The 24,198-nt window shown below is 66.7% G+C and carries 18 protein-coding genes; 11 read left to right on the top strand and 7 right to left on the bottom strand.

Features of this window, described 5'->3' with window-relative positions:
* Positions 1-226: 226 nt before the first annotated feature.
* The gene (locus AC1RL5_RS01130; RefSeq protein ID WP_169893601.1) at positions 227-1,012 is read left to right on the top strand and encodes an IclR family transcriptional regulator; all 786 of its coding nucleotides are present in this window, start codon (positions 227-229) and stop codon (positions 1,010-1,012) included.
* Between the two features lie 9 nt (positions 1,013-1,021).
* Here the strand turns inward: AC1RL5_RS01130 and AC1RL5_RS01125 are convergent, their stop codons facing one another.
* On the bottom strand, positions 1,022-1,813 hold the full coding sequence (locus AC1RL5_RS01125; protein ID WP_011061899.1) for an ABC transporter ATP-binding protein: 792 nt from the start codon (positions 1,811-1,813) through the stop codon (positions 1,022-1,024).
* A 147-nt stretch (positions 1,814-1,960) separates the two neighbouring features.
* On the opposite strand from AC1RL5_RS01125, the gene fepB reads away from it, so the two are divergent.
* The 3 genes from fepB to AC1RL5_RS01110 are packed head-to-tail and all read left to right on the top strand — an operon-like array spanning position 1,961 to position 4,938.
* Positions 1,961-2,866, top strand: coding sequence for a Fe2+-enterobactin ABC transporter substrate-binding protein (fepB, locus tag AC1RL5_RS01120; RefSeq protein ID WP_011061900.1), 906 nt, complete (start codon positions 1,961-1,963; stop codon positions 2,864-2,866).
* A gap of 3 nt (positions 2,867-2,869) precedes the next feature.
* Positions 2,870-3,910 carry a FecCD family ABC transporter permease gene (locus AC1RL5_RS01115; RefSeq protein WP_492589030.1) on the top strand — a complete coding sequence of 347 codons (1,041 nt, stop codon included), beginning with the start codon at positions 2,870-2,872 and terminating at the stop codon, positions 3,908-3,910.
* Complete coding sequence (locus AC1RL5_RS01110; RefSeq protein WP_492589031.1) at positions 3,907-4,938, top strand: FecCD family ABC transporter permease; 1,032 nt, start codon at positions 3,907-3,909, stop codon at positions 4,936-4,938. Before AC1RL5_RS01115 ends, AC1RL5_RS01110 begins: the two co-directional genes overlap by 4 nt.
* Before the next feature lie 25 nt (positions 4,939-4,963).
* Here the strand turns inward: AC1RL5_RS01110 and AC1RL5_RS01105 are convergent, their stop codons facing one another.
* The 4 genes from AC1RL5_RS01105 to AC1RL5_RS01090 all read right to left on the bottom strand — a co-directional run bounded on the left by AC1RL5_RS01105 (position 4,964) and on the right by AC1RL5_RS01090 (position 8,896).
* Complete coding sequence (locus tag AC1RL5_RS01105) at positions 4,964-6,580, bottom strand: serine hydrolase domain-containing protein (protein ID WP_093403959.1); 1,617 nt, start codon at positions 6,578-6,580, stop codon at positions 4,964-4,966.
* 239 nt (positions 6,581-6,819) lie between these two features.
* Positions 6,820-7,362 carry a TetR/AcrR family transcriptional regulator gene (locus AC1RL5_RS01100; protein WP_072449982.1) on the bottom strand — a complete coding sequence of 181 codons (543 nt, stop codon included), beginning with the start codon at positions 7,360-7,362 and terminating at the stop codon, positions 6,820-6,822.
* Complete coding sequence (locus tag AC1RL5_RS01095; protein WP_072449978.1) at positions 7,355-7,903, bottom strand: dihydrofolate reductase family protein; 549 nt, start codon at positions 7,901-7,903, stop codon at positions 7,355-7,357. The genes AC1RL5_RS01100 and AC1RL5_RS01095 overlap by 8 nt, the downstream gene beginning before the upstream one ends.
* 87 nt (positions 7,904-7,990) lie before the next feature.
* A complete protein-coding gene (locus AC1RL5_RS01090; RefSeq protein WP_145711766.1) occupies positions 7,991-8,896 on the bottom strand; it encodes a LysR family transcriptional regulator in 906 nt (301 codons plus the stop codon).
* Positions 8,897-8,989: 93 nt separating this feature from the next.
* On the opposite strand from AC1RL5_RS01090, the gene AC1RL5_RS01085 reads away from it, so the two are divergent.
* Positions 8,990-9,952, top strand: a complete 963-nt coding sequence (locus AC1RL5_RS01085) for an SDR family oxidoreductase (RefSeq protein ID WP_072449975.1) — start codon at positions 8,990-8,992, stop codon at positions 9,950-9,952.
* Here AC1RL5_RS01085 and AC1RL5_RS01080 read toward each other — a convergent pair.
* A complete protein-coding gene (locus tag AC1RL5_RS01080; protein ID WP_072449973.1) occupies positions 9,934-12,951 on the bottom strand; it encodes an autotransporter outer membrane beta-barrel domain-containing protein in 3,018 nt (1,005 codons plus the stop codon). The two genes, AC1RL5_RS01085 and AC1RL5_RS01080, sit on opposite strands and share 19 nt — an antisense overlap.
* A 249-nt stretch (positions 12,952-13,200) precedes the next feature.
* On the opposite strand from AC1RL5_RS01080, the gene AC1RL5_RS01075 reads away from it, so the two are divergent.
* From AC1RL5_RS01075 to AC1RL5_RS01060, 4 genes are read left to right on the top strand one after another with little or no spacing between them, the layout of a single operon-like run.
* Positions 13,201-16,038 carry an ATP-binding protein gene (locus AC1RL5_RS01075; protein ID WP_492589032.1) on the top strand — a complete coding sequence of 946 codons (2,838 nt, stop codon included), beginning with the start codon at positions 13,201-13,203 and terminating at the stop codon, positions 16,036-16,038.
* Positions 16,039-16,040: 2 nt separating this feature from the next.
* Entirely contained in the window at positions 16,041-17,315 is a 1,275-nt protein-coding gene (locus AC1RL5_RS01070) for an EAL domain-containing response regulator (RefSeq protein WP_072449967.1), read from the top strand.
* A gap of 5 nt (positions 17,316-17,320) precedes the next feature.
* Positions 17,321-20,473: a hybrid sensor histidine kinase/response regulator gene (locus AC1RL5_RS01065; protein WP_258028824.1), complete on the top strand. Its 3,153-nt coding sequence runs from the start codon at positions 17,321-17,323 to the stop codon at positions 20,471-20,473.
* Positions 20,474-20,530: 57 nt separating this feature from the next.
* Positions 20,531-21,184, top strand: coding sequence for a response regulator (locus AC1RL5_RS01060; RefSeq protein ID WP_072449965.1), 654 nt, complete (start codon positions 20,531-20,533; stop codon positions 21,182-21,184).
* A 172-nt stretch (positions 21,185-21,356) separates the two neighbouring features.
* Here the strand turns inward: AC1RL5_RS01060 and AC1RL5_RS01055 are convergent, their stop codons facing one another.
* Entirely contained in the window at positions 21,357-21,854 is a 498-nt protein-coding gene (locus AC1RL5_RS01055; RefSeq protein ID WP_011061915.1) for an Lrp/AsnC family transcriptional regulator, read from the bottom strand.
* Between the two features lie 124 nt (positions 21,855-21,978).
* Here AC1RL5_RS01055 and AC1RL5_RS01050 point away from each other — a divergent pair, with 124 nt between their 5' ends.
* Together AC1RL5_RS01050 and ocd are read left to right on the top strand one after the other, a co-directional pair.
* Entirely contained in the window at positions 21,979-23,007 is a 1,029-nt protein-coding gene (locus tag AC1RL5_RS01050) for a histone deacetylase family protein (protein WP_492589033.1), read from the top strand.
* A gap of 58 nt (positions 23,008-23,065) precedes the next feature.
* Entirely contained in the window at positions 23,066-24,127 is a 1,062-nt protein-coding gene (gene ocd, locus AC1RL5_RS01045; RefSeq protein WP_492589034.1) for an ornithine cyclodeaminase, read from the top strand.
* Positions 24,128-24,198 lie beyond the last annotated feature (71 nt).

Genomic DNA, 24,198 nt, shown 5'->3' with positions numbered 1-24,198 from the left:
TCACGCTGCCATGACATTCCTCAATACGGAATACATTCTGCAAATTGGAATGATCTACACTTTTGGCCCGGGCGCATTCCCCCGTCCCAGGCAGGCGGTGGAACCGGTATCATGGCCGCCGCTAGCGCCAGCGCCGCGCAGGCCGTAGCCTGCGTACCCCACGCGGCCAGACATTGGTGAGGAGACCCAGCCGTTGAACAGTTCGCAGCCCCCGTTGGACGAGACCCTGGATGCACCGCCGGAAAAACGTTCCGGGGTGATCCAGTCGGTGTCGATCGCCGCGCGTTTTCTCAACACCCTGGCCAATGCCGAGGGCGAGTTGGCCCTGGGGGAAGTGGCCAGGCGCACCGGCACGGGTGGCTCCACCGCCCACCGCTACCTGCAAAGCCTGGTCAAGGAAGGGCTGGCCAAGCAGGACCCGCTCAGTGGCCTGTACGACCTGGGCCCGGCAGCCCTGAGCATCGGCATTGGCGCGCTCAAGCGCATCGATGCGGTGGACATCGCCGCCCAGCGCATGAAAGCCCTGGCCCAGCGGCATGCCGCCAGCGGGGGCGTGGCGATCTGGACCGACCGCGGGCCGACCCTGGTGCGCTGGTACCGCAGCGCCTATTTCTCCATCAACCCCCTGGCCCTGGGGGACATCCTGCCCATCGACAACACCGCCTGCGGCCTGGTGTTCCAGGCCTTTCTGCCCAAGGCCGTGATCGACGCGGCGCGCAAGCAGCAGCCGGCGCATTTTCGCGGCACCCCGCCCAGTGCCGCGGTGCTCGACGAGGTGCGACGCCGGCATTGGGCCGAACTCACCAGCCACCTGCTGTCCAACGTCACCGGGCAGGCCGCGCCGGTATTCGACGCCCAGCAGGAGATCGTCTGCGTGATGACCACGGTCACTGACCTGGGGCAATTGCAGGCCCCGCAAGACCGCGATGCGCTGTTCCATGAAGCGGCCCAGGTCAACCAGGCCACCGGTGGCCAGCGCGTGCCCCAGGAAGCGTTGCCGGCGCGCCCCTGAGCCGTGGCTTCAGGCCGGGTCGATCCGGCCCTTGGGCACCATCAACGGCGTGCCGCTGACCGGATCGCGGATGATCACCGAGGCCAGGCCGAACACCTGCTCCACCAGGGCCTCGGTGAAGATCGCCGCCGGCGCGCCCTGGGCGACGATGGCGCCGTCGCGCAGGGCGATCAGGTGGCTGGCATAGCGGCAGGCCTGGTTCAAGTCATGCAGCACCGCGACGATGGTCCGGCCCTGGCGGTTGAGCTCGGCCAAAAGCTCCAGCAGCTCGATCTGATGGACGATATCCAGGTAGGTGGTGGGCTCGTCCAGCAGCAGGATCGGCGTTTCCTGGGCCAGCACCATGGCGATCCAAACCCGCTGGCGCTGGCCGCCGGACAACTCGTCCAGCAAGCGTTCGGCCAGCGCCTCGACCCGGGTCGCGGCCATCGCCCCGCGCACCGCCTGCTCATCCTCCTTCGACCACTGGCGCAGCAACGACTGGTGCGGATAGCGCCCGCGCGCCACCAGTTCGGCAACGCTGATGCCATCCGGCGCCATGGCGCTTTGCGGCAGCAGGCCCAGGCGCCGGGCCACTTCCCGGGCCGGCAGTTGGCGGATGTCCTTGCCATCGAGCACCACCCGCCCTTCAGCCGGTGCCAGTAGCCGGGACAACGCCGCCAGCAAGGTGGATTTGCCACAGGCGTTGGGCCCGACAATGACCGTGAACGAGCCGTCGGGAATGCTCAGGGACAGGCCCTGGGAAATGATTCGCGCGTCGTGGCGCAAGGTCACGGCATCGGCGTGCAAACGGTGAGTCATGGCGGGGTTTTCCTTGGGAGACAAGCGCTTGCAGTATTGCAATTGCGGAATGGATTCTACAATATGGAACGCATTGCATGAGAAGCATTATCATATGGTTCTGCTGTTCAGGCCCCTGCGCCCCACCCTTTACCGTCCGATGGATCGATGATGAACCCACGCCTTTGCGCCCGGCTGCTCAGTGCAGCGGTCCTGGCCCTGAGCTGCCAGCTGGCCCTCGGGGCAAGCACCACCCCCACCCGCATCGTCTCCACCAGCCCCAGCGTCACCGGGATCCTGCTGGCCATGGATGCGCCGCTGGTGGCCAGCGCCGCCACCACCCCCAGCCGCCTCACCGATGAGCGCGGGTTCTTTTCCCAGTGGGCAGAAGTGGCCAGGCAGCGCGGCGTGGCGGTGCTGTACCGCAACCTGCAATTCGATATCGAAGCGGTGATCGCCGCTGACCCGGACCTGCTGGTGGTGTCCGCCACCGGCGCCGACAGCGTGGTCGCACACCGCAGCGAGCTGCAGGCCCAGGGCCTGGAGACCCTGGTGGTGGACTACTCGAACCAGAGCTGGCAAGACATCGCCACCGCCCTGGGCCAGCGCACCGGCCTGGAGCAACAGGCCCGGGCGGCGATCCAGCGCTTCGACCAGTACACCGCGCAAACCGCCGCCCGCATCACCCCGCCCCCGGGGCCGGTGAGCGTGGTGGGCTACAACATTGCCGGCAGCTATTCCATCGGCCGCCTGAACAGCCCCCAGGCCCGGCTGCTCGGCGCTCTTGGCTTCAAGGTCGCGGAGCTGCCCGAGGCGCTGGCGGGCAAGGTCACCCGAGCGTCGGACTTCCAGTTCATCTCCCGGGAAAACCTGCCGGCGGCGATCACCGGTGACAGCGTGTTCCTGCTCAGCGCCACCGACGGCGACGTGCAGGCGTTCCTCGCCGACCCGGTGCTGGCCAACCTGCCAGCGGTGATCAACCGGCGGGTGTATGCCCTGGGCCCGAGTTCGTTTCGCATCGACTATTACTCGGGACGGCAGATGATCGATGCCGTCGCCGCGCACTTTCGCTAAGCCATGAACCTCGTTGCCCAGCCCCTGGCCCGACCGCTGTCGCGCCCTCACCACCGCACCTGGGGCCTGCTGGCCGGGCTGCTGCTGTTGCTGGTGCTGGCCCTGCTGAGCCTGGCCATCGGCTCCCGGACGATCCCCCTGAGCGTGACCTGGCAAGCGTTGCAGGCACCCGACCTGCACAACGACCAGCACCTGATCCTGCGTGAACTGCGCCTGCCCCGGACCCTGATCGCCCTGCTGGCCGGCCTCGCCCTGGGGGTGGCCGGCGCGGTGATGCAGGCGGTGACTCGCAACCCGCTGGCCGAACCGGGCCTGTTGGGCATCAATGCCGGCGCCGCCGTGGCGGTGATCGGCGGCGTGGCGCTGCTGCACTTGACCAGCCTGGCCGAGTACCTGTGGCTGGCGTTCGGCGGCGCCGGGCTGGCGGGAGTGGTGGTGTTCCTGCTGGGGCAGGCCCATGAGACCGGGACCAACCCGGTGCGCCTGGTGCTGGCCGGCGCCGGACTGTCAGTGATGCTGACTTCACTGACCGGGATCATCGTGCTCAACAGCCCGCCCGAGGTCTTCGATCACTTTCGCCACTGGGCCGCGGGCTCGCTGTCCGGCAGCGGCTTCGCCCTGCTGCAGGTTCCGGCCCTGGCCATCGCGCTGGGCCTGGGCCTGGCCCTGGGGATCGCCGCCCAGCTCAACGCCCTGGCCCTGGGCCAGGACCTGGGGCGCGCCCTGGGAGTGAACCTGCGCCTGACCTGGCTACTGGCCTGCCTGGCGGTGATGCTGCTGGCCGGTGCCGCCACCGCCGTGGCCGGGCCGATCGGTTTTGTCGGGCTGGTGGCGCCCCATCTGGCGCGGATGCTGGTGGGCACCGACTACCGCTGGATCCTGCCCTACTCGGCGCTGCTGGCCGCCGGCCTGCTGCTGGGGGCCGACGTGCTCGGCCGGGTGGTGGCAGCGCCGGAAGAAATCGCCGCCGGCATCATCACCCTGCTGCTGGGTGGGCCGTGCTTCATCGTACTGGTCAGGCGCTTTCGCCTGAGCCGCCTGTGAAGGGGCTCAAGGCCCTGCGCCTGGGCTCTCTCTCGCTGCGCTGGCAACCGCGCACGGCCCTGGTCTGCGCCGTGCTGCTGGTGGCGATGCTGCTGCTCTGGGCGCTGCTGTTGGATACCGGCAGCCTGTCACTGGGCCCGGAACAGGTGCTGGCCAACCTGCTGGGCCAGGGCCAGGACCCCACCGCCCAGCGGGTGCTGCAACGCGTGCGCCTGCCCCGGGCCCTGACCGCGACCCTGGTGGGCGCGGCACTGGGCATGGCCGGGGCGATCTTCCAGTCGATCTCGCGCAATGCCCTGGGCTCGCCGGACGTGATCGGCTTCACCACCGGCGCCGCCAGTGGCGCCATCGTGCAGATCATGCTGTTCGATGCCGGCCCCCTGGCCACGTCCCTGGCGGCAGTGGCGGCCGGCCTGGGCACCGCCCTGCTGGTGTTGCTGCTGGCGCGAAACGGCCACAGCAGCGGGGGTTATCGCCTGGTGCTGGTGGGCATCGGCGTGGGCGCCAGCCTGTCCGGCCTGAACAGCATCCTGCTGGTCAGCGGTAACCTCGACCAGGCGATGTTCGCCCAACTGTGGCTGGCCGGCTCGCTGAACACCCGCACCTGGTCCCATGTACTGCCGGCGGCCCTGGGCCTGCTGCTGATCGCCCCGATCGCCCTGTACCACGCCCGGCGCATCAACCTGCTGGAAATGGGCGACGCCACCGCCAGCCAACTGGGGGTCGCGGTGGAGCGCACCCGATTGATCATGGTCCTGGCCGCCGTCGGCCTCACTGCCATCGCCACCGCCGCTGCCGGGCCCATCGCCTTTATCGCCCTGGCCGGCCCGCAACTGGCCCGGCGCCTGACCCGCAGCGCCGAAGTGCCGCTGGGGTCGGGCGCGCTGATGGGCGCGGTATTGCTCCTGGCCGCAGACCTGCTGAGCCAGCGCCTGGCGTTCCACGCCAACCTGCCCATCGGCCTGATGACCGGCCTGCTGGGAGGCTTCTACCTGTTGTGGTTGCTGGGTCGCAGCCGGCGGGTTTGAGGGCTCCACAATTGGGGCCGGGACACTACTGCGCCACCTTGCGAAACCTCAAGTGGCGCGCCACGCTGCTGGTCAGCACCGCGCCTTGCTCGGCAAAGCTGAGCACCCCCAGTTCCCCGGCGCTGAAACGCTCAGCGGTCAGGGGCTGCATCGGGTAGGTGTACAGGCCGATGCGTACATAAAGCTTGCCTTGCCGGGCATGGACCTTGAGCTGTCCGGGGCTGGTTTCTAGGGTATAGAGGCCGACGTAGGGGCGGATATCATCGGGCTTCCAGGGCGGGGCCAGGGCATAGGTCGAGGCCGGGTTGTTGAGCGCGATCCGCCCTCCCGAGGTCGCCGCGAGGTAGATCGGGGTGCCGTCGTTGTCCGCCACCAGCACCTCATCGCTCTGCCGGGTCAGCGGCAGGACGTCGGGGAAGGTTTCCAGGCTCCAACCCTTGCCGCTGCGCCGCAGCTGCAACTGATGGCCGCCATCGTCCAGGTAGGTGCCGGCCACCAGCGTTTTCAGCGAGGCCTTGGGCAGCGCCCGGATGCTCGGGGGTGGCGGCGGAATGTCCGCTTCCCCGGACGGCGCCGGCGAGCCCAGCAGGGTATCGAGCAACTGGCGGCCGCGCTCCGAGGCGCGGCCGTCATCGCTGTTGCACAGCACCACCGTGGCCACATCGAGCTTGGGGTACCAGGCCACGTCGGTGTTGAAACCGGCCCAGCCGCCGCTGTGGGACAGCTCTTGCAGCCCGCGATAGCTGCGGTTGGCAAGGCCCATGCCGTAATAGCCGGGATCACCGTCGTTCAGGGGCTCGGTCTGGCGCATGTTCTCCACCAGCGCCTTGCCCCCGACCCGCCCGGTGGACAGGTTGCGCAACCACCGCATCAGGTCCACCACATTGCTGTGCACCTGGCCGTCGCCGGTCTGCTCCCAGCGCGCATCCACCGCCACCTGGGCCTTGCCCTGCCCGCCCGGTTCATAGCCCCGGGCCAGGTTCGGCAACTGCACCGGGTACTGATCGACGATGCTTGAGTGATCCATGCCCAGGGGCAAAAAGATGTTCGCCCGGGAGTAGTGTTTCAGCGACAGGCCGCTGGCTCGCTCGACGATGCTCGACAGCAGGACGTAGCCGCTGTTGCTGTAGCTGAATTCGCTGCCGGGCGGGAACATCAGGCTGTTCTGGCGCACCAGCAGGTCCAGGGCCTGTTGCTGGGTAAAGCGCTGGCTCAGGGGAATCCCCGCCAGTTCGGCCAGCAGCATGTAGTCCTGCAGCCCTGAGGTGTGGTGCAACAGGTGACGGATCCTGATGCCCTGGGCATAGGCCGGCAGCTCCGGCAGAAAGCGCCGCACCGGGTCCTCCAGGCTCAAGCGCCCCTGGGCTTGCAGTTGGAGGATGGCAAAGCCGGTGAACTGCTTGGACACCGACGCCAGGTTGAACAGGGTATCGGCCTGGATCGCCGCTCCGGTGGCCAGGTCGGCGGCGCCATAGCCTGCGCTCCAGATCACTTTGCCGCCGCGCATCACCCCGGCGGCGCAGCCGGGCTGGTCGGCCGAAATATCCTCGAACACCTTGGAAAATGGCGCTGGTCCATCGGCACGAACCAGAGAGGCCGCCCCCAGGGTCGAGATCAGCACGGCGGTCAACAGTCTACGCATGGGGTTCTCCAGTCACGTCGGTCCTTGGCGCTCCGGCGGAGCAGGCGCCAGTATCCCCAGCAGCGGTGTTGGAATCTGTCGTGGGTCGGTGATTTTCTGTGAACAAAGGTGCAGGGATGTAATGAACGCCCGGGCCGAGAGGATTGCCCTGGAATGGGCAAAGGCCAGGTGTCGGACCGCAAGGAATGGCCAGCCCGGCGCTTTGCCGCGATGCTCGCCGGCGCCCTGTAGCAAGCCGCTTAGCGCAGCAAGCGGCGCAGCCCCGCTTCGAAAGCGCCCTCCAGCGCCTGCGCGCCCTCCCCGGCCAGGGCCAGCGCCAGGGCGTGGCCGTGACTGTAGTCCACCAGCAGGTCGAACAGCGCCGGGTCTGCATCGAAGGCCCGTACTTCCTCGCGCAAGCGCTGGCTGAAGGTGGCCAGGGAGCCGCCGAACAGCTGCGGGTCACCGAGGACGCACAGGGTCAGCGCCGGATGGCGGCGGACCCGGGCCATGTACTCCCCCAACAGCGCCTGGATTCTTGCCTCGGGTGGCAACTGCGCTGCCGGCTCGGCCAGCGGCTCGGCGTGCACCCGCTCCACCAGCAGGCGCATCAGGTTGCGCTGGTCGCCCACGTGGTAGGCCACCGACATCGGGGTAATCCCCAGCTGCCGCGCCAGGGCCCGGCCACCGAACCCCTGGGGCCCCAGCTCTTCCAGCAGCTCCAGGCCCACGTCGAGGACCTGGTCCAGGCTCAGTTCACGCCCTGCGGCAGGGCGGCCGCTGCGCTTGGGCCGATCAGTCATGGACGGCGCCTCGTTCCACCCGGTAGCGGGTGCTCACCAGCCCATCCGGATACCACCGGGAATCGACGCAGCGCAGGTGCAGGTCCCGGGGCAGTGCGCCGAACAGGGGGCGGCCCGTGCCCAGCAGCACCGGCACCCGGGTCAGGGTCATTTCATCGATCAGCCCGGCCAGGAGAAAGGCTTGAATCAGGGTGCCGCCATCGATGTAGGCGGTTCTCCAGCCCTCGGCCCGCAACTGCGCCACCAGCTCCACCGGTTGCAGCGCGCTGATGCGTACTTTGCCCTCCAGGCGCTGCGGCACGTCCTGCGTGCTGAGGGTGCGGCTGAGCACCACCACCGGCTTGTCGAAAGGCCAGGGGGTGAAACCCAGCACGCTGTCGTAGGTAGCACGGCCCATGACAATTCCGTCCACCGACGCCATGAAGGCGCCGTAGCCGTAGTCCTCGCCGGACTCGCCACTGGGCAGCCAGTCGATGGCACCGTCGTTGCGGGCGATGAAACCATCGACCGAGGTGGCGATGAATACCTTGCCGAATGCCATGGGCGTTGCCTCCTGGGGGCTTAAACATACAGTGTATGATAAACCGCTGCCGGGGCCACCTGGCAACCCTTGCCGATACCCTGGCGGTCAACCGCCCCCGGCATAGGCCGTCAGCCCCTGCACCAGCGCGGCGAAGGTCACCGCGCAGCGCGGGCTGTTGCGCAGGTCTTCATGCATCGCCACCCAGGCTTCCAGGCTCGGTGCGAACTGCTCCGCCAGGACCCGCACCAGGCGTGGATCAGCTTCGGCCAGGCGTACCTGGCAGGCACCAATGCCAAACCCCGCACGCAATGCCGCCAACTGCGCCAGGTCACTGTCACTGCGCCAGGCAAAGGCGCCCCGGGCCAGCATCGGGTACTGCTGTTGCAGGCGGCGGATAAACGCGGTTTCACGGTCGAAGCCGATCAGGGCGTGCCCGGCCAACTGCTCCAGCGAGAGCGGCGTGCCCTGCTGCTGCAGATAGTCCCGGTGGGCATGCAGGCCCAGTTCGATGTCGGCGACCCGGCGCACCAGCAGCGCTTCCTGGGTCGGGCGGAACATCCGCACGGCAATATCGGCCTGGCGTTGCAGCAGGTCGTCGGCACGGTTGGACAGCACCAGCTCCACCACCAACTGCGGATGCTGCTGGCGCAAGGTGGCGAGAATCGGCGGCAACACCTCCACCCCGATGATTTCGCTGGCCGAGATCCGCACACTGCCCTGCACCCCGGCGCCATGGCTGCTGGCCACCCGGCGCAAGGCCGCCTCCCCCGCCGCCAGCTGCAGCAGGTAGGGCTTGAGCTCCAGCGCCGCTTCCGTGGCGGCGAATCCGTCGAAGGAACGGGTGAACAGCTTCAGGCCCAGGGCCGCTTCCAACTGGTCGATATGCCGGCCCACCGTGGGCTGGGTCAAACCCATGGCACGGCCGGCGGCAGACAGGGAGCCACTGTCCAGCACTGCGAGAAAGGTGCGGTACCAGTCCCAGTGGGGGGGAGTATCCGTGGGGCTATGCATTTTTTTTATAGAAACCATCGAAGTCTGGGTAATTTCCATTTAGCCGAGGAACTCGCACTCTGCAAGCTCTGTTCATCCACGAGGAACCCCGTCATGCCCCAAGTCGCCTTGTTCGGCGCCGTCGGCGCCATTGGCCAGAGCATTGCCCGGACCCTGCGCAGCCAGGGCCAGCCCTACCGCGTGGTGGGCCGCAGCCAGAGCAGCCTGCTAAAGGCCTATGGCGCCGACCCGTTGGCCGAGCCGGTCACCTGGGACCCCGCCCAGCCCGCCTCGGTCGAGGCTGCCGCAGCCGGCATCGACACCCTGGTCTATCTGGTGGGGGTGGACTATTGGCGCTTCGAACTGCACCCGCAACTGATGCGCCAGACCCTGGACGGCGCCATCGCCGCCGGGGTGCGCCGGATCCTGCTGATCGGCACCGTCTATCCCTACGGCATGGCTCGCAGCAACCCGGTGGCGGAGCAGCATCCGCGCCAGCCCAACAGCTTCAAGGGCCGCATGCGCAAGGCCCAGGAAGACCTGCTATGGAAGGCCCATGCCGCCGGCAAGATCCAGGCCACGGTGCTGCGCCTGCCGGACTTCTACGGGCCCGGGGTCGATAAAAGCCTGCTGCACGGCGCGTTCCAGGCCGCGGTCCAGGGCGGCACGGCGAACCTGGTAGGCCCCCTGGACCGGCCCCATGAGTTTGTCTTCGTTCCCGACGTGGGGCCGGTGGTCTGCCGCTTGATCCAGCAGCCCGAGGCCTTCGGCAAGACCTGGCACCTGGGCGGCGCCGGGGTCACCAGCCAGCGCGAGCTGCTGGAGCTGATCCGGCAGCACGGCGGTGCCCGCTTCAAGCAGCGGGTGATCGGCAAGCCCCTGCTGCGCCTGCTGGGGCTGTTCGACCCGCTGCTGCGCGAGATGGTGGAGATGCATTACCTGATCAGCTCGCCACTGATCCTCGACGACTCGGCCCTGCAAGCTCTGATCGGGCCGATCGCCAAGACGTCCTATACCGAAGGGGTGCGCCAGACGCTCGCGGCGAGCGCCAGTGCCCCTCAGAACGTGAAGCGGTAACCGAGGTTGGCGGCCCAGGGCCGGTCGATGTTCGAGCCTTCGCTGGTCTCGACCTCGGCATACACCTGATGCTGGCGGCTCAGCTCACCGGTCACGCCAACCCCGGCATACCAGCCACCGCCGTTGCCATCGGGACGGCTGGCGATGCCGTTGGTGCGGACCTTGTTCTGCGCCGACAGATCCTCGACCCAGCCAGCCTTGAGGTAGGGCTGCAAGCGTGTGCCATCTTCCAGCTGCAGGTTGCGTCCAGCCCGGGCACCGGTGCGGATCTGGGTCGACAGCCCATCGCCGGGCTGCACCTGCAAGCCGTTGTCCAGGCGGTAGTTGTCGGAGCGGGCATAGAGCATGGAAACCTGCGCCTGGGGCTCGACGAACCAGCGGTTGCCCAGATCGATCTGCTTGCCGGCTTCCACCGACAGGCCCGCGCCCTTGCTGCGTGAATGCCCGGAGACCTTGGCGCCGTCGGTGCCCCATACATCCAGGCGGGTGGACCAGCGGTTCAGGGTCAGCAAGGTGTCGGTGTACCAGCCCGAGTCATCCAGATAAGTGGCATAGCCGCCCAGGTGGTAGCTGTCGAGCTTGCCGCTGCCCTCGCCCTTGAAGTTGCGGTCGGTCTGGCTGTAGCCGGCCAGCGCGCCAAGCACCAGGGTGCCACCGGCGGTGTCGAGCCGGGTGTCCATGCCCAGTTGCGTGCCCTGCACCTGTTGGGAAAACGTCCGGCCGACGCCGTTGTCCAGGGATTGCTGCTGGCCGAAACCACGGATCCACAGACCCTGGCGATCGGCCCCCTGGCGCAGGTCGCCGAGGCGCTGTACCAGGGTCGCCCGCTCGGCATCCCAGGTGGCCCGCAAGGTGGCGATGGCGCTGCTGTTGACCGCCGCGCTGGCGCCGGTGGAAAGGTTGTCCGGCCCCGGCGCCGGCTGGGTACGGCCGACGTTCACCAGGTTCCAGTTGCCCTGGGCATCGGCCGCAAGACCGTAGCGATAGGTCCCCGCATCCACCACCCCGTCGCGGTTGGCCAGGCTGAACGAACCCGCGCCGCCGGCGCTTTGCACCAGGGTCAGGCTCTGGCCCTCGGCCCCCGGCTCGCTGCCGGAGTTGCGCACCAGGATGTCGTTGTTGCCGGTGACCTGGCCACCGACGATCAACCGGTCACCCTGCTGCCGGCCCAGGTCGGTGTTCATGATGTAGTGGCCGTCGCCTTCGAGGTCGCCACTGACCTGCAACTGCTTGAAGGCCCCCGCCAGGCCGGGATCGGCGAACTCCACCACGCCGTTGTTGGCCAGGCGGGTGAGCTGGGAGTCGCCGCGCAGGGTCCAGACGCTGCTGTCGTCCAGGCTCAGTTGGGTATCACGGCTGCCGCCCTTGATCGCCCCGTCCAGGCTGGAGTGGTCGGCCAGGGACAGTTGCAGGCTGCCGCCGTCCACCAGCACATCACCGAACAGGTTCGAGCGCACGGCGTCCAGTTGCACCGCACCGGCCAGCACCCCGTCGGAGCGGTCGGTGATCCACAGCGCGGTGCCTTGCTCGCCACCGCTGCGGCCCACCAGGCTACTGTCGGTAAAGCGCGTGGTCAGGCCACCGCCGTTGACCAGGATGCCGGCGCCGTCTTCAGCCTGGATATGGCTGGACGTGACCTCCACATCGTTCACCACCCCGGCGCCGGTGGCGAAACTGACGATGCCATGGGCGTTGCTGCCGTTGGTGACCACGGTCGAGCCCTGGAAGCGGGTCGTGGCGTTGTTGCTGATGGCCAGGCCGTGAGCCTGCTCGCCGGCGGTCTGCACATCGCTGTCCTGCAGCTCCACGCTGGCACCGCGGCCCGAGGCGAACAGACCATAGCCCTGGTCGCCGTGGGTGACGATGCCGCTGTTGCTCAGGCTGATGCTCGCCCCCCCCATGCGTGCCAGTGCCCCCACGGAGCCCCGGCCGCTGGTTTCGATCAGCACGCGACTGACGTTGAACACCGCACCGGGGCTGTTTGTGGTGTCTGGCGAGGCGTACAGGGCATGGGAATTGTCGCCAAGGGTACTGATGGAACCGCCGTCCATGGTGAACACGCCGCCACGGTTGTCGATGGCCACCGCACTCTGGCCACGGGTTTGCAGAATGCTGTCCTTGACGTCCACCCGAGTGTTGCTGCCCGGCATCCAGATCGCCAAACCATAGTTGCCCAGGGTGGTGATCTGCACGTTGTCCAGGTCGGCGCTGGCCTGCTTGGCGTTGACGTTGATGCCGTAACCGCTCTGCGAGGTGATCTGGCTGTGGCTGACCACCGCCGTGCCGCCCGGTTTCTGATACAGGCTGCTCAAGGTGATGCCGTCGCCCTTGGCAGTGATGCTGCCGTTGCGAAAGGTCAGGGCGGCGCTGGTCACACCAATGCCACGACTGTTCTTGGCGGTGATGTCGACGCCATCGGCGCTGAGGGAGGAGCCGACCCCTTCCACGGCCACCGCGCCAACTAAGCCGCTGGACTGGATGCTGACACGCTGCAGCTCGATGGCCGCTCCATCGGCGACGCGGACCGCATTGACCGAGCCGGTCGAAGTGGCGGTCAGGGTCAAGTCCGAGGCCTGGATGCTGGAGCCCTTGCCGGAGGCGAACAAGACATCGGCCTGGTTGCCCGAGGTGGTGATGGAACCGCCGGCCACCTGCACCTGGCCGCCGGCGCTGGCCACCACACCGCGGCTCTGGTTACCGCTGGTGGTGATCTGCACATCGTTCAGGGTCAACTGGCTGCCGGCGCCAGTGACCTGGGCCCCGGTGGCGAGATCCGAGCCACCGGTACTGATGGTCACGCCGCTCAGTTCGACCTTGCCACCGGCGTCCACCTGCACGCCCACCACCGCGCTGTTGGTGCTTTCCGCCGTGGCCCGGATATCGTAGCCCTGGCCCTGCAACTGGTTCTGAGCGCCGCTGACCCGCACCGCCGGCCCACGGCCGGTGTAATCGACAGACGCATCATCCAGGGTCAGGGATTCACCTTCGGGCGAGGACAAGTCGATTTTTTCATAATCAGCAGCGGTTGCAGACTGAGCAACAAGCGTCATCAACGACAGCGCGGAGCTGACCGCGAGACTTGTCGTTTTCTTAACCAGAACCATAACTTTCAAACCTTTGCGTTAGAGCACAATAGGGCCGAAAGCCTGAAGTCAATAGGCGAACTAAAAAATGAGAATCTTCTTAAAGCCTCTGGCATTAAGAATATTCTGAAGAGGGATATAGATAGTTCTCCTTACTATGGGCCGATGCATAAAAAAGCCCACTTCCCTGCATTTGCCAGCCACTTCTCCGGGTCCTATATCCCGGTGGTCCTGCTGCGCCTTTTCATGTACAGCCTGCTGTCCTGCATCCTGATCATTGCCGGTTTCGTGATTCACTGGTCACTTAATGAAACCCTTTCCAACTACCGCCGGCAAATGAACGCAGCGGCATTTAACGCACAACAATTCTTCAATCAACGGGAAAGCCTGTTGAAGGCCATTTCTTCTTCGGCCGTGCGTACTAGCGACGACCACCTTAGTTCAACGTCGCGCAACTTTCTGGTAAGTAACGAACAACTGCGAGTACTGCCCTTCGGCAGTACTCCCTCCAGGCGCTGGGCCCTGGTCCTGACTGCCCGCGACCTGATGGAAGTGGGCAGCACGCAAAGCCAGCTGCTGTACCTGCTGCCGGAACAGGGCCTGGTCAGCACTCTCTACGAGCCAGCGGCCACCGACACCGGCCAGCCCCCCAGCAGGGCCGTGGACGCGCCCTGGCTGCGCCAGCTCGACCAGCGTGCGGTGCAGGACCTGCTGGCCCGACACCCCGAGGCCCGGACCCTGTGGTACTGGGCCAGCATCGACGGCAACAAGCAGGTGTACCTGTTGCGCCCAGTGGACGATCAGAACGCGTGCGAGGGCTGGCTGGGCCTGGAGCTCACCGAGATCGACCTGGCCCTGGACCCCATGGGCCTGCACCAGGGCAAATACCTGCTGTATGACGCCGACGGCGCACTGGTGCTGCACAGCGCCAACTGGCAAGTGCCCGGCAGCCTGTCGCGCCTGCAGGCCGACGAGGACTCCTTCGGCCTGCACCGCCTGGGCGGGCTGCCCGACTACATCGTGCTCAATAAATCCGTGGGCAACGCCGGCTGGCGCCTGGTGTACTACGCACCGGTCAGCCAACTGCTGCGCGACAGCCGTGGCCCGCTGTACACCACCCTGCTGGTGACCCTGCTTCTATTCGCGGTGATCTTTCTCGGCGCGCGCTACATCCGCCTGCGCCTGGTGGAACCCGCAGTGCGCCACTACAGCGCCCTGGCAGACAGCGTGTCCCTCAACCGGCGCTTCATCGAGGTGGCTCCGGTGGGCCTGTGCCTGATGCGGCGCGACAACGGCCGGCTGATCCTGTGCAATGAATCCGGGCGCCGCTGGCTCGCCTCGGTGCCCGGCCTGCGCGAGCGCATCCTCGGCGAGCCGCCTGCCCGGGTGCATGCCATCGAACATGCCCTGGACGACGGCACCTTCATCCAGCTGACCTGCGCGCCCACCGGCTACAACGGCGTGGCGGCGGTGCTGTGCTGCATCAGCGACGTGACCGACTTCAAGGTGGCCGAGCAGTCGCTGCTGCAGGCCAAGCAGCTGTCGGACCAGGCCAACTGCGAGAAGACCCTGTTCCTCAGCACCCTGAGCCACGAGATCCGCACGCCCATGTACGGCATCCTCGGCTCCTTGGAAATGCTCCGCACCACCGCCCTCAGCGCCCAGCAGGGCGATTACCTGGAAGCTACCCAGCAAGCATCCTCGGTGCTGATGCGAACCATCAACGACACCCTCGACATGTCACTGATCGAGTCCGGCCGCCTGAGCCTCACCAGCGCCCCCTTCTCCCCGGTGCGGCTGGTGGAAGAAGTGGCCTTCAGTTACTCGGCCCGGGCCCGCAGCAAGGGCCTGCGCCTGTACGTGACCCTGGACCCGAATGTCGCCGAGCGAGTGGTGGGCGACGGCGAACGCATTCGCCAGATCCTCAACAACCTGGTGAGCAACGCCATCAAGTTCACCGAGTCCGGCCACGTGGTGCTGCGCCTGCATGCCGAGGCGGACCCGGGCCAGACGCCCCGCCTGCGCTTTCAGGTGGTGGACAGCGGCCCGGGAATCGCCCCGGAGTTCCAGGCCAACCTGTTCGAACCCTATTACCGGGTGCCCAGCTGGCTGGGCCAGAAGGCCTCGGGCACCGGCTTGGGCCTGGCCATCTGCCATCGGCTGGCGACGATGATGCAGGGCCAGTTGAGCGCCATCAGTGAACCGGGCCTGGGCTCCAGCTTCAGTTTCAGCCTGGCCCTGGAGCCCAGCACCGCCGCCCCGGCGCCGGACCTGCCGCGCTTGGGGGTGACCCCGGTGTATGTGCGCGGGGATATCCAGGAAGTGAATCTCAACCTCTGCCACTGGTTGCGTCGCTGGGGCGCCCTGGCCATTCCCTATGTGGCCGAACGTGACCCGCCAACCCGCAAGGCGGTGCTGGTGGAAGCCTTTCTTGGCCCCTCGCGGCCAGTGGCCTGGAGCGGCCCGCGGGTGCTCATGCACGCACCCGGCATGGGCCCGCCGCAGCGCCAGGCCGGCGACAGCTGGGTGGCCCGCACCTTCAGCCTCGACAGCCTGCGCAACGCCGTGGCCCAGGCCCAGTCCGGCATCGTCGCCGAACGGTGCTTCGCCTCTCCCGAAGCCCTGGCCCCGAGCCTGGACCTCAAGCTGCTGGCGGTGGACGACAGCCCCCTGTCGCTGCAGGTGATCTTTCAGCAGGGCCGCTACCTGGGCAACCGGATGGTGGCCTGCGCCAGCGCCGTCGATGCCTTGAAACGCACCGACCTGCTGTCCTTCGACGGCGTGCTGACCGACTTGCAGATGGAACACATGGACGGTCTGTCGTTTGCCCGCACCCTGCGCGAGCGAGGGTATTGCGGCCCCATCATCGGTATCACCGGTGAGCTCTCCCCGGCGCTGCGCAGCCACTGCGAGTCGGCCGGAATCCGTCATTTGCTGATCAAGCCGGTACCCCTGGACGCCTTGAGCGAGGTACTGCAATCCATCAAGAGGAAAGTCATTTGAGCATGCTCAAGCCCCTGCGAGTCCTGATACTGGACGACCATCCGATCCACTGCCTGCAGGCCCGGCACCTGTTGCAGGCGGCCGGGTTCGGCCGGGTGGACAGCGCCCTGGATGCGCGCCAGGCCCTGGCCATGCTGCACCGGCAGGTCTACGACCTGGTGCTGGTGGACCTGCACATGCCGGAAATGGATGGGGTGCAGTTCATCCATGCCCTGACCGGTGTCGACCAGGTGCCGATCCTGGCCATCGTCTCGTCCTGCTCGCGGCGGTTGATGAACAGCGTCAGCCTGATGGCCAAGGAGAAGGGCCTGGCGGTACTCGGCACCTTCCCCAAGCCCCTGGAAGCGATCCACGTCGAGCAGATCAGCGCCATCATCGGCAACAGCCAGGGCTCGGTGCCGGCAGCCCGGCCCGAGCATGAGGCAGTGTTCGACCGCCAGGTCCTGGAGCGGGCCATCGAACGCCGCGAGCTCAAGGCCCGGTTCCAGCCCCGGCGCTCGCTGAGCACTGGCCGGATCGTCGGCGCCGAAGCCCTGGTGCGCTGGAACAGTCCGTCCTTCGGACTGCTGATGCCGGATTCGTTCCTCGCCTCCATCAGCCGCTGCCAGCTGGACCATGCGCTGTTGCTGCTGATGCTCGACGACGCCCTCCAGGCGCAAAAGCACTGGCAACGCCTGGGCCATCGCCTCAGCGTATCGGTGAACCTGCCCACCGGGCTGCTGGACGACCCCTGCCTGCCCGACCAATTGCAGCAGATCACCCTCGCTGCGGGGTTGGCCACCAGCGATATCTGCTTCGAGCTGCTGGAAACCGAGCGGCCACTGTCCCCCGGGCAGTATCATATGGGCGCCAGCCGCCTGCGCCTCAAAGGCTTCGGCCTGGCACAGGACGACTTCGGCATGGGCTACAGTTCCATGTACAGCCTGATCTCCACGCCCTTTACCGAGATGAAGATCGACCGCCACTTCGTGCATGGTGCCGCAGCCGACGATGCCCGCGCCGCAGCCCTGGTGGCGGCGGTGCAACTGGGCCGGCAACTGGGCCTGGAAGTGGTGGCCGAGGGCGTGGAATCGGCCCGTGACCTGGAGTTTCTGCGCCAGATTGGCTGCGACAGTGCCCAGGGGTATCTTATTTCCGCCGCATTGGAGCTGGACGCCTTCACACAACTGCTGGGATGCACCGTTACTCCACCCTTTTCGTCACCTACCCGGCCCGCCTCCTCTCTCCCATGCCAGACATCCCGCTACGCCGCATCGCGAAAAACGTCCGACGATTGAATCTCGTGCTGTTCCTCATTCTGCCGTTGCTGCTGGTCATGGGCGGCGCGCTGTTCTGGGGCGGCCAGCGGATCATCCGCCAGGAACAGGAACGGATTGCCGTGGATTTCCAACTGCTGACCCGCTACATGAGCGAGCAGGAAGCCCTGCTCCAACGGCTGGCCGGCCAGAAGCGCCTGCAATACAAGGACGCGGACCAGGATCCGGCGCAGCTCTTCCACCTCATGGAGCAACAGGAGGCGGCGGGCGCGACCCTGTTCCAGGGCAACCTCTCCTCAGTGGAAACCCCCTTCACCCTGGTCTGCCAGGACCTGGCCCAATGCCCCCACCAGAGCGCCGCAGCAGCCGGCCTGGGGCGCTACCTGGCCGATCTCTACTCCAGCTTCTGGGTACGCTCGAGCTTTCCCGCTTCGGCCCTGCTGGTGGTGGACGCCGGTGCCGGCAGTAGCTTTACCGTGCCCACCATCGGCAGCCGCTGGCCGCGGCTGACCACCCCCCTGGTCCTGGCAGGCCTGCATGCGGTGCGCGCCAGCGCTACCAGCAGCGACAGCGACGCGATCCGCTGGATCCGCCTCAAGGACTTTCCCCAGCACATGATCGCCTTCACCGCCCTGCACAACCTTGCCCCCGGCAGCGGCCTGCAGAGTTCCGGCACCTACGCTGCCTGCCTCACCTACAGGGACCGCATCAACGTCTTCACCACGCCGCAGCGGCGGCACTTCTACGACAAGTTCTGGCTGCAGGGCCGGCCCGACGGCCTGCTGCTGGGGGATGAACCGGCGCCCCTGGCGCTGCACGAGGGGGCCAACGTACGCAGCGACGGCCTGCTGTTCCGGATCAACGACGCCAGTGGCCACTGGAGCGGTTACTACCTGTTGAGCTACCGCACCCTGTTCCTCGGCCACTCCTGGTCCCTGGCGGCGATCTTCCTGCTGCTGTTGCTCAGCCCCCTGGCCGCCAGGGTCTATGCGCGCTGGTACCAGCGCCGGGTCATAGCGCCGGCGCAACAGGCTCACGCCGAGCTGGTGGAAAACCATCAGTTCAGCCGCACCCTGCTGGAGACCACACCAGTGGCGCTGTGCGTACTCAGCCGCGATGACCGGCGGATCGTCTTCGCCAACAACCTGGCCCTCAAATGGTTCGCCACCCAGGTCGGCCAGAGCCTGGACGCCAGCGGTCTGGACCCGGCATTGCTGGAGCGCATCGTGCGCGCCCGGGAACCGGGGGAGATCGAAAACTTCCAGAGCTTCGACGGACGCTCGTTCTACATCGCCTTCGCCCCCACCCGCTACCGCAACCAGGACGTGCTGATCTGCGCCTTTGCCGACCTCAGTGCGCGGGCCCAGATGGAGCAGCAACTGACCCAGGCGAAACAGGCGGCCGACAAGGCCAACGGCGCCAAGTCGGTGTTCCTTGCCACCATGAGCCACGAGATCCGCACGCCACTGTACGGGGTGCTCGGCTCCCTGGAACTGATGGGCCTGACCGACCTGGATCGCGAACAGCGCCAGTTGCTCGAACGCATCCAGGTGTCTTCCGGGCTGCTGCTGCAGATCATCAGCGACATTCTCGACATCACCCGCATCGAGTCCGGCCAGTTGTCCCTGGAGGATCAGCTGTTCGATCCCAGGGCCCTGATCCAGCGCTGCACCGCAAGCTTTGTCGACAGTGCCCGGAACAAGGGCCTGCTGCTGTTTTCCTGGATCGATCCAGAACTGCCTCCAGCGCTGCTCGGCGACCCGGGACGGATCAGCCAGATCCTCACCAACCTGATCAGCAACGCGGTCAAGTTCACCCACTCTGGCCAGGTGATAGTGCGCGCCCGGGCCAAGCCCGGCAGCCAGGGACGGGTGCTGTTAGCGCTGCAGGTGGCGGACACCGGTATCGGTATCGGCAAGGATGAACAGCAGCAGCTGTTCATCCCCTTCTATCAGATCGACGCCCACTCCCACACGGTGCATGGCGCGGGGCTGGGCCTGTCGATCTGCGCCAAGCTGGCGGCGCTGATGGGCAGCCAGATCCACCTCACCAGCGAGCTGGGCCTGGGCAGCAGTTTCTCCATGCAGCTGGAACTGCCGGTGGCCAGCGACCCCGACGCCAAGCGCCAGCCCGACCTGGGCGGCGCGCAGATCTACGTGCAAAGCCCGCACCACGAACTCACCGACAACCTCTGCCAGTGGCTGCAGAAGTGGCACGCCCAGGCCACCCCGGTGGATGCTACGGCCCCGCTTCCCCAGGGCCAGGGCGTTCTCCTGCGACTGTTCGATGACCGCCTCGAAGCGTCCGAGGCCCTGCCCCCCGGGCTGCTGCGCATCGACCTGGGCGGCCCGCAACGCACCCCCGGTGCGGGCCTGGCCGAGGCCGGCGACTACTATGCTATCGGCCGCTTGCTGGAACGCACCCTGGGCGGCGCGCCCGATGCTCCTGCCGAACCGGAACTGCCGGCCCGGGACATAGCCACTCTGGCTCCCCTGGGCCTGAACGTGCTGGTGGCCGAGGACAACCCGATCAACCAGGCGACCCTGAGCCATCAGCTGCAGCAACTGGGCTGCCGCAATACCCTGGCCGCCGATGGCGCGGAAGCCCTGGACCTGTGGCGCATCGGCGACTACGACCTGCTATTGACCGACGTCAACATGCCGCACATGAACGGCTACGAACTCACCTGCATCCTGCGCGCCGCCGGGGACGACCGGCCGATCATCGGCATCACCGCCAATGCCATGTGCGACGAAGAAGCCCGCTGCCAGGCCTGCGGGATGGACGCCTGGCTGGTCAAGCCAGTGCCGTTGCAGACCCTGCGGGCCAGCTTGGCACGGCTCACCAGCCTCGCCCCTGAGCCGCACGCCGAGCCTGCAGCCGCGCCTGGCAGCACGCCAGTTGATGGCCTGCCGCCGAACCTGCGGGAGCTGTTTGCCCGTACCATGGGCCAGGACGTGGAACACTTGCGCCAGGCCCTGGACGCTGAGGATTACGAACGCATCTTCCAGTTGCTGCACCGGGTGCGCGGGTCTCTGGCGGTGGCTGGCCAGGAAGCGCTGATCCTGCAGGTCCACGACTTGGGGCAGAGCTTGCGCCAGAGCGGTTTGACGGCTACCACGCGCGCGCATAGCCTGATGCTGCTGCACGCCTTGCAAGACATCAGCCAGCTCGAATGAACGCTCCTAGTACCCGCATTTCTACGCATTCCCTTTTGAAAATGGATCGTGTCCACCATGAAAAAAATACGCGTTGCCCTGGCCGACGATCATCCCCTGGTGCTCGCTGCCGTCAGCGACCTGTTGAAAAAGACCCGCCAGTACGAGGTGGTGGCGGCTGTCACCACCCCCAGTGCCTTGGTCCAGCAACTCTCGGATGACCCGCGGATCGATGTGGTCATCACCGACTACTTCATGGAGGGCGACCCGACCTTCGGCGATGGCATACGCCTGGTGACCTACCTGATCCGGCACTTCCCCAGGGTCCAGGTGCTGGTGCTGACCATGATGTCCAACCCGATGATCGTGGCCGCGCTGTATGACATCGGCGTGCGCTCGGTACTGCCCAAGCGCCATGACATGAGCGAGCTGCTCAGCGCCCTTGAGAGCGTCCGCCAGGGGCGCATCCACCATCCGCCGAGCCTGGTGCAGAACGAGCTCAACAGCAGTCCGCTGCGCTCCATGGCCGACGGCCTGAGCAGCCTTACGCCCAAGGAATACGAAGTGCTGCGGCATTTCGTGCGCGGCGAATCAATGATGCAGATCGCCGCCAACCTCAAGCGCAGCGTGAAGACCGTCAGTGCGCAGAAGATCTCGGCGATCCGCAAGCTCAACCTGGACAGCGACCAGGCCCTGGTCGCCTTCTGCCTGGAATCCGGCGAATTTCAGTAGGCCCTGGGGCCGGGGCGGCGCCGCAGCCAGGCGCTGCTGCTTCTGCATCCATGGCCTGCTCAACACTGCTGTTGCCTGCCTCGCTGGAACGCGAGCGCACGACCGCGCCGAAAGTACCTGCAGGGCAATCATTGAATAGCCCGGCACAAAAAATCGGAAATCTGATGCCGCCCTACCTGGGTAGCGGCTGGGGAATCGCCAGGCGGCTGGTGGCCTTGACCTCGCGCAGCGCCAGGCTGGACTGGATCGAGGCAATGCCCGGCTGGCGCCTGAGCACGTGCTCGACAAAGTCGCTGTAGCTGTCCAGGTCACGGGCCAGCACCTGCAGCAGGTAGTCGGCGTCGCCGGTGATCTTGTGGCAGGCCTGGACCTCGGGCAGGCGCATGATCACCGTCTCGAAATCGTCCGGGGTCTGGTCGGAGTGAGTGGCGAACCGCACATGGACGAAGGCCAGGATGTCCAGCCCCAGCAGGCGCCGGTCGAGGTTGGCCTGGTAGTCCCTGATCACCCCCTCCTCCTCCAGGCGCTTGCGCCGCCGCCAGCAGGGGGTAAGGCTCAGGGACAGGCGCTCGCTGAGCTCGGCGTTGGAAATGCTCGCGTCCTGCTGCAACAGCGCAAGAATCGCCAGGTCGGTGTCGTCGAGGTTAACGCTGCGAGTCGTTTTTTTCACAATCAGCCACCAACGGGAAAAATATTACCCAAAACTCTAATTGCACCCGAACAAAAAGCAAAGAATTCGCATCCATGCCGGAACAAACTATTTGCACCGGACAATAACAATGGATGCGTTCAGCATGCTTACCGTCTTCAGCGAATCCCACCGCCTGCACCATGGCACCGAATTGAAGGATGGCGTGCTCAAGCCCTCCTTCGAGCAACCCAGCCGCGCCGACACGGTGCGAGACCGGGTGCGCCACGTGGGGCTTGGCGAGATCATCGGCCCGCGGCGCTTCGACCGCGCCTGCTACGTGGCCGCCCACAGCGAACGTTACGTCAGCTTCCTGGAAAACGCCTGGAGCGAATGGACCGCCACCGGCCGCAGCCACGACGCCCTGCCCCTGGTGTGGCCGGTGCGCGACCTGGCCAACCAGCAGGTGCCCGAATTCATCGACGGCAAGCTGGGTTTCTTCGCCATGGACGCCGGCTCGCCGATCACCGCCACCACCTGGGATGCGGTGCGCACCAGCGCCGATATCGCCCTCACCGCCCTGGCCCTGATCGATGAAGGCCAGGACAGCGCCTTCGCCCTGTGCCGCCCGCCGGGGCATCACGCCGCACGGGAATACATGGGCGGCTACTGCTACCTGAACAACGCCGCCATCGCCGCGCAGCACGCCATCACCCGGGGCGCCAGGCGGGTGGCGGTGCTGGACGTAGACTTCCACCACGGCAACGGCACCCAGAACATTTTCTATGACCGTGGCGACGTGCTCTTCGTCTCGCTGCACGGCGACCCGGCCGTGTCCTACCCCTACTTCTCGGGCCATGCCAGCGAGCGCGGCAGCGGGGCCGGCGAAGGCTGCAACCTGAACCTGCCCCTGCCGAAGAACACCACCTGGCAGCACTACCGCCAAGCGCTGGAGCTGGCCTGCAAACAGTTGCGGGCCTTCGCTCCCGAACTGCTGGTGGTGTCCCTGGGCGTGGACACGTTCAAGGACGACCCCATCAGCCACTTCCTCCTGGAAAGCGAAGACTTTCTCGGCATGGGCCAGATCATCGCCTCGGTGGGCACGCCCACCCTGTTCGTGATGGAAGGCGGCTACATGGTGGATGAGATCGGCATCAATGCGGTCAATGTGCTGCACGGCCATGCCAACCTCTAGCGCGCGCCAGGCGCGCTCCCCCGCAGTGTTCAACGTTCCGACCGAGAGGGAAATCACCATGACCTTGTTTATCGATGTGGATCAGGCAGCGGCGCTGTACAAGCGCCTGGGTGTCGCCAGGGCGATCCGTGAAATGGCCGGTTATATCCAGGCCGACTACCTGCGCTGGCAAGCCTTCGAAAAGTCCCCGCGCACCGCCAACCACTCGCCCACCGGAGTCATCGAACTGATGCCCGCCGACGATGGCCAGCAGTACGCCTTCAAGTACGTCAACGGCCACCCTGGCAATCCGGCCCGGCAGTTGCTCACGGTCATGGCCTTCGGCGTGCTGGCCGAGGTGGACAGCGGCTACCCGGTGCTGCTCAGCGAACTGACCCTGACCACCGCGGTACGCACCGCCGCCACCTCGGCCCTGGTGGCCCGTGCCCTGGCGCGCCCGGACAGCCGAACCATGGCGCTGATCGGCAATGGCGCCCAGAGCGAGTTCCAGGCCATCGCCTTCCACGACATGCTCGGCATCGACGAGCTGCGGATCTTCGACATCGACCCGGCCGCCTCCCGCAAGCTCAAGCACAACCTGCAAGCCTGGCCGGGCCTGAAGGTGCGCATCGCCGAGTCGGTGGCCGATGCGGTCAAGGGCGCCGACATCGTCACCACGGTGACCGCGGACAAGGCCTACGCCACCATCCTCACCCCGGAGCTGATCGAGCCCGGCATGCACCTCAATGCGGTGGGCGGTGACTGCCCGGGCAAGACCGAGCTGCACGCAGAGATCCTGCGCAAAGCCCGGGTGATCGTCGAGTTCGAGCCGCAAACGCGCATCGAGGGTGATATCCAGCAGTTGCCGGCGGACTTTGCGGTGACCGAATACTTCCGCATCGCCCAGGGCCTGGAACCGGGCCGCGAGCATGCCCGGCAGGTCACGGTGTTCGACTCGGTGGGCTTTGCCCTGGAGGACTTCTCGTCCCTGCGCTACCTGCACGACCAGGCGCGCGAACACGGTATTGGCGAGCGGATCCAACTGGTGCCGACCCCGGCCAACATCAAGGACCTGTACCAACTGATCGGCCAGGGCCCCGACGCCGCCACAGGCGCCCCGCGCCGCCTGGCCAGCGGCTGAGGCAATACCCCAGGCCGCTGCACGGGAAAACGCCCCGAGCCCCTGTGCAGCGGCCCAACCCGAACCGGTTG

Source organism: Pseudomonas sp. GW822-FHT06D10, assembly GCF_058799535.1.
Note: the sequence above shows the minus strand (reverse complement) of the source record. Positions and strands in the feature narration are given on the sequence as shown.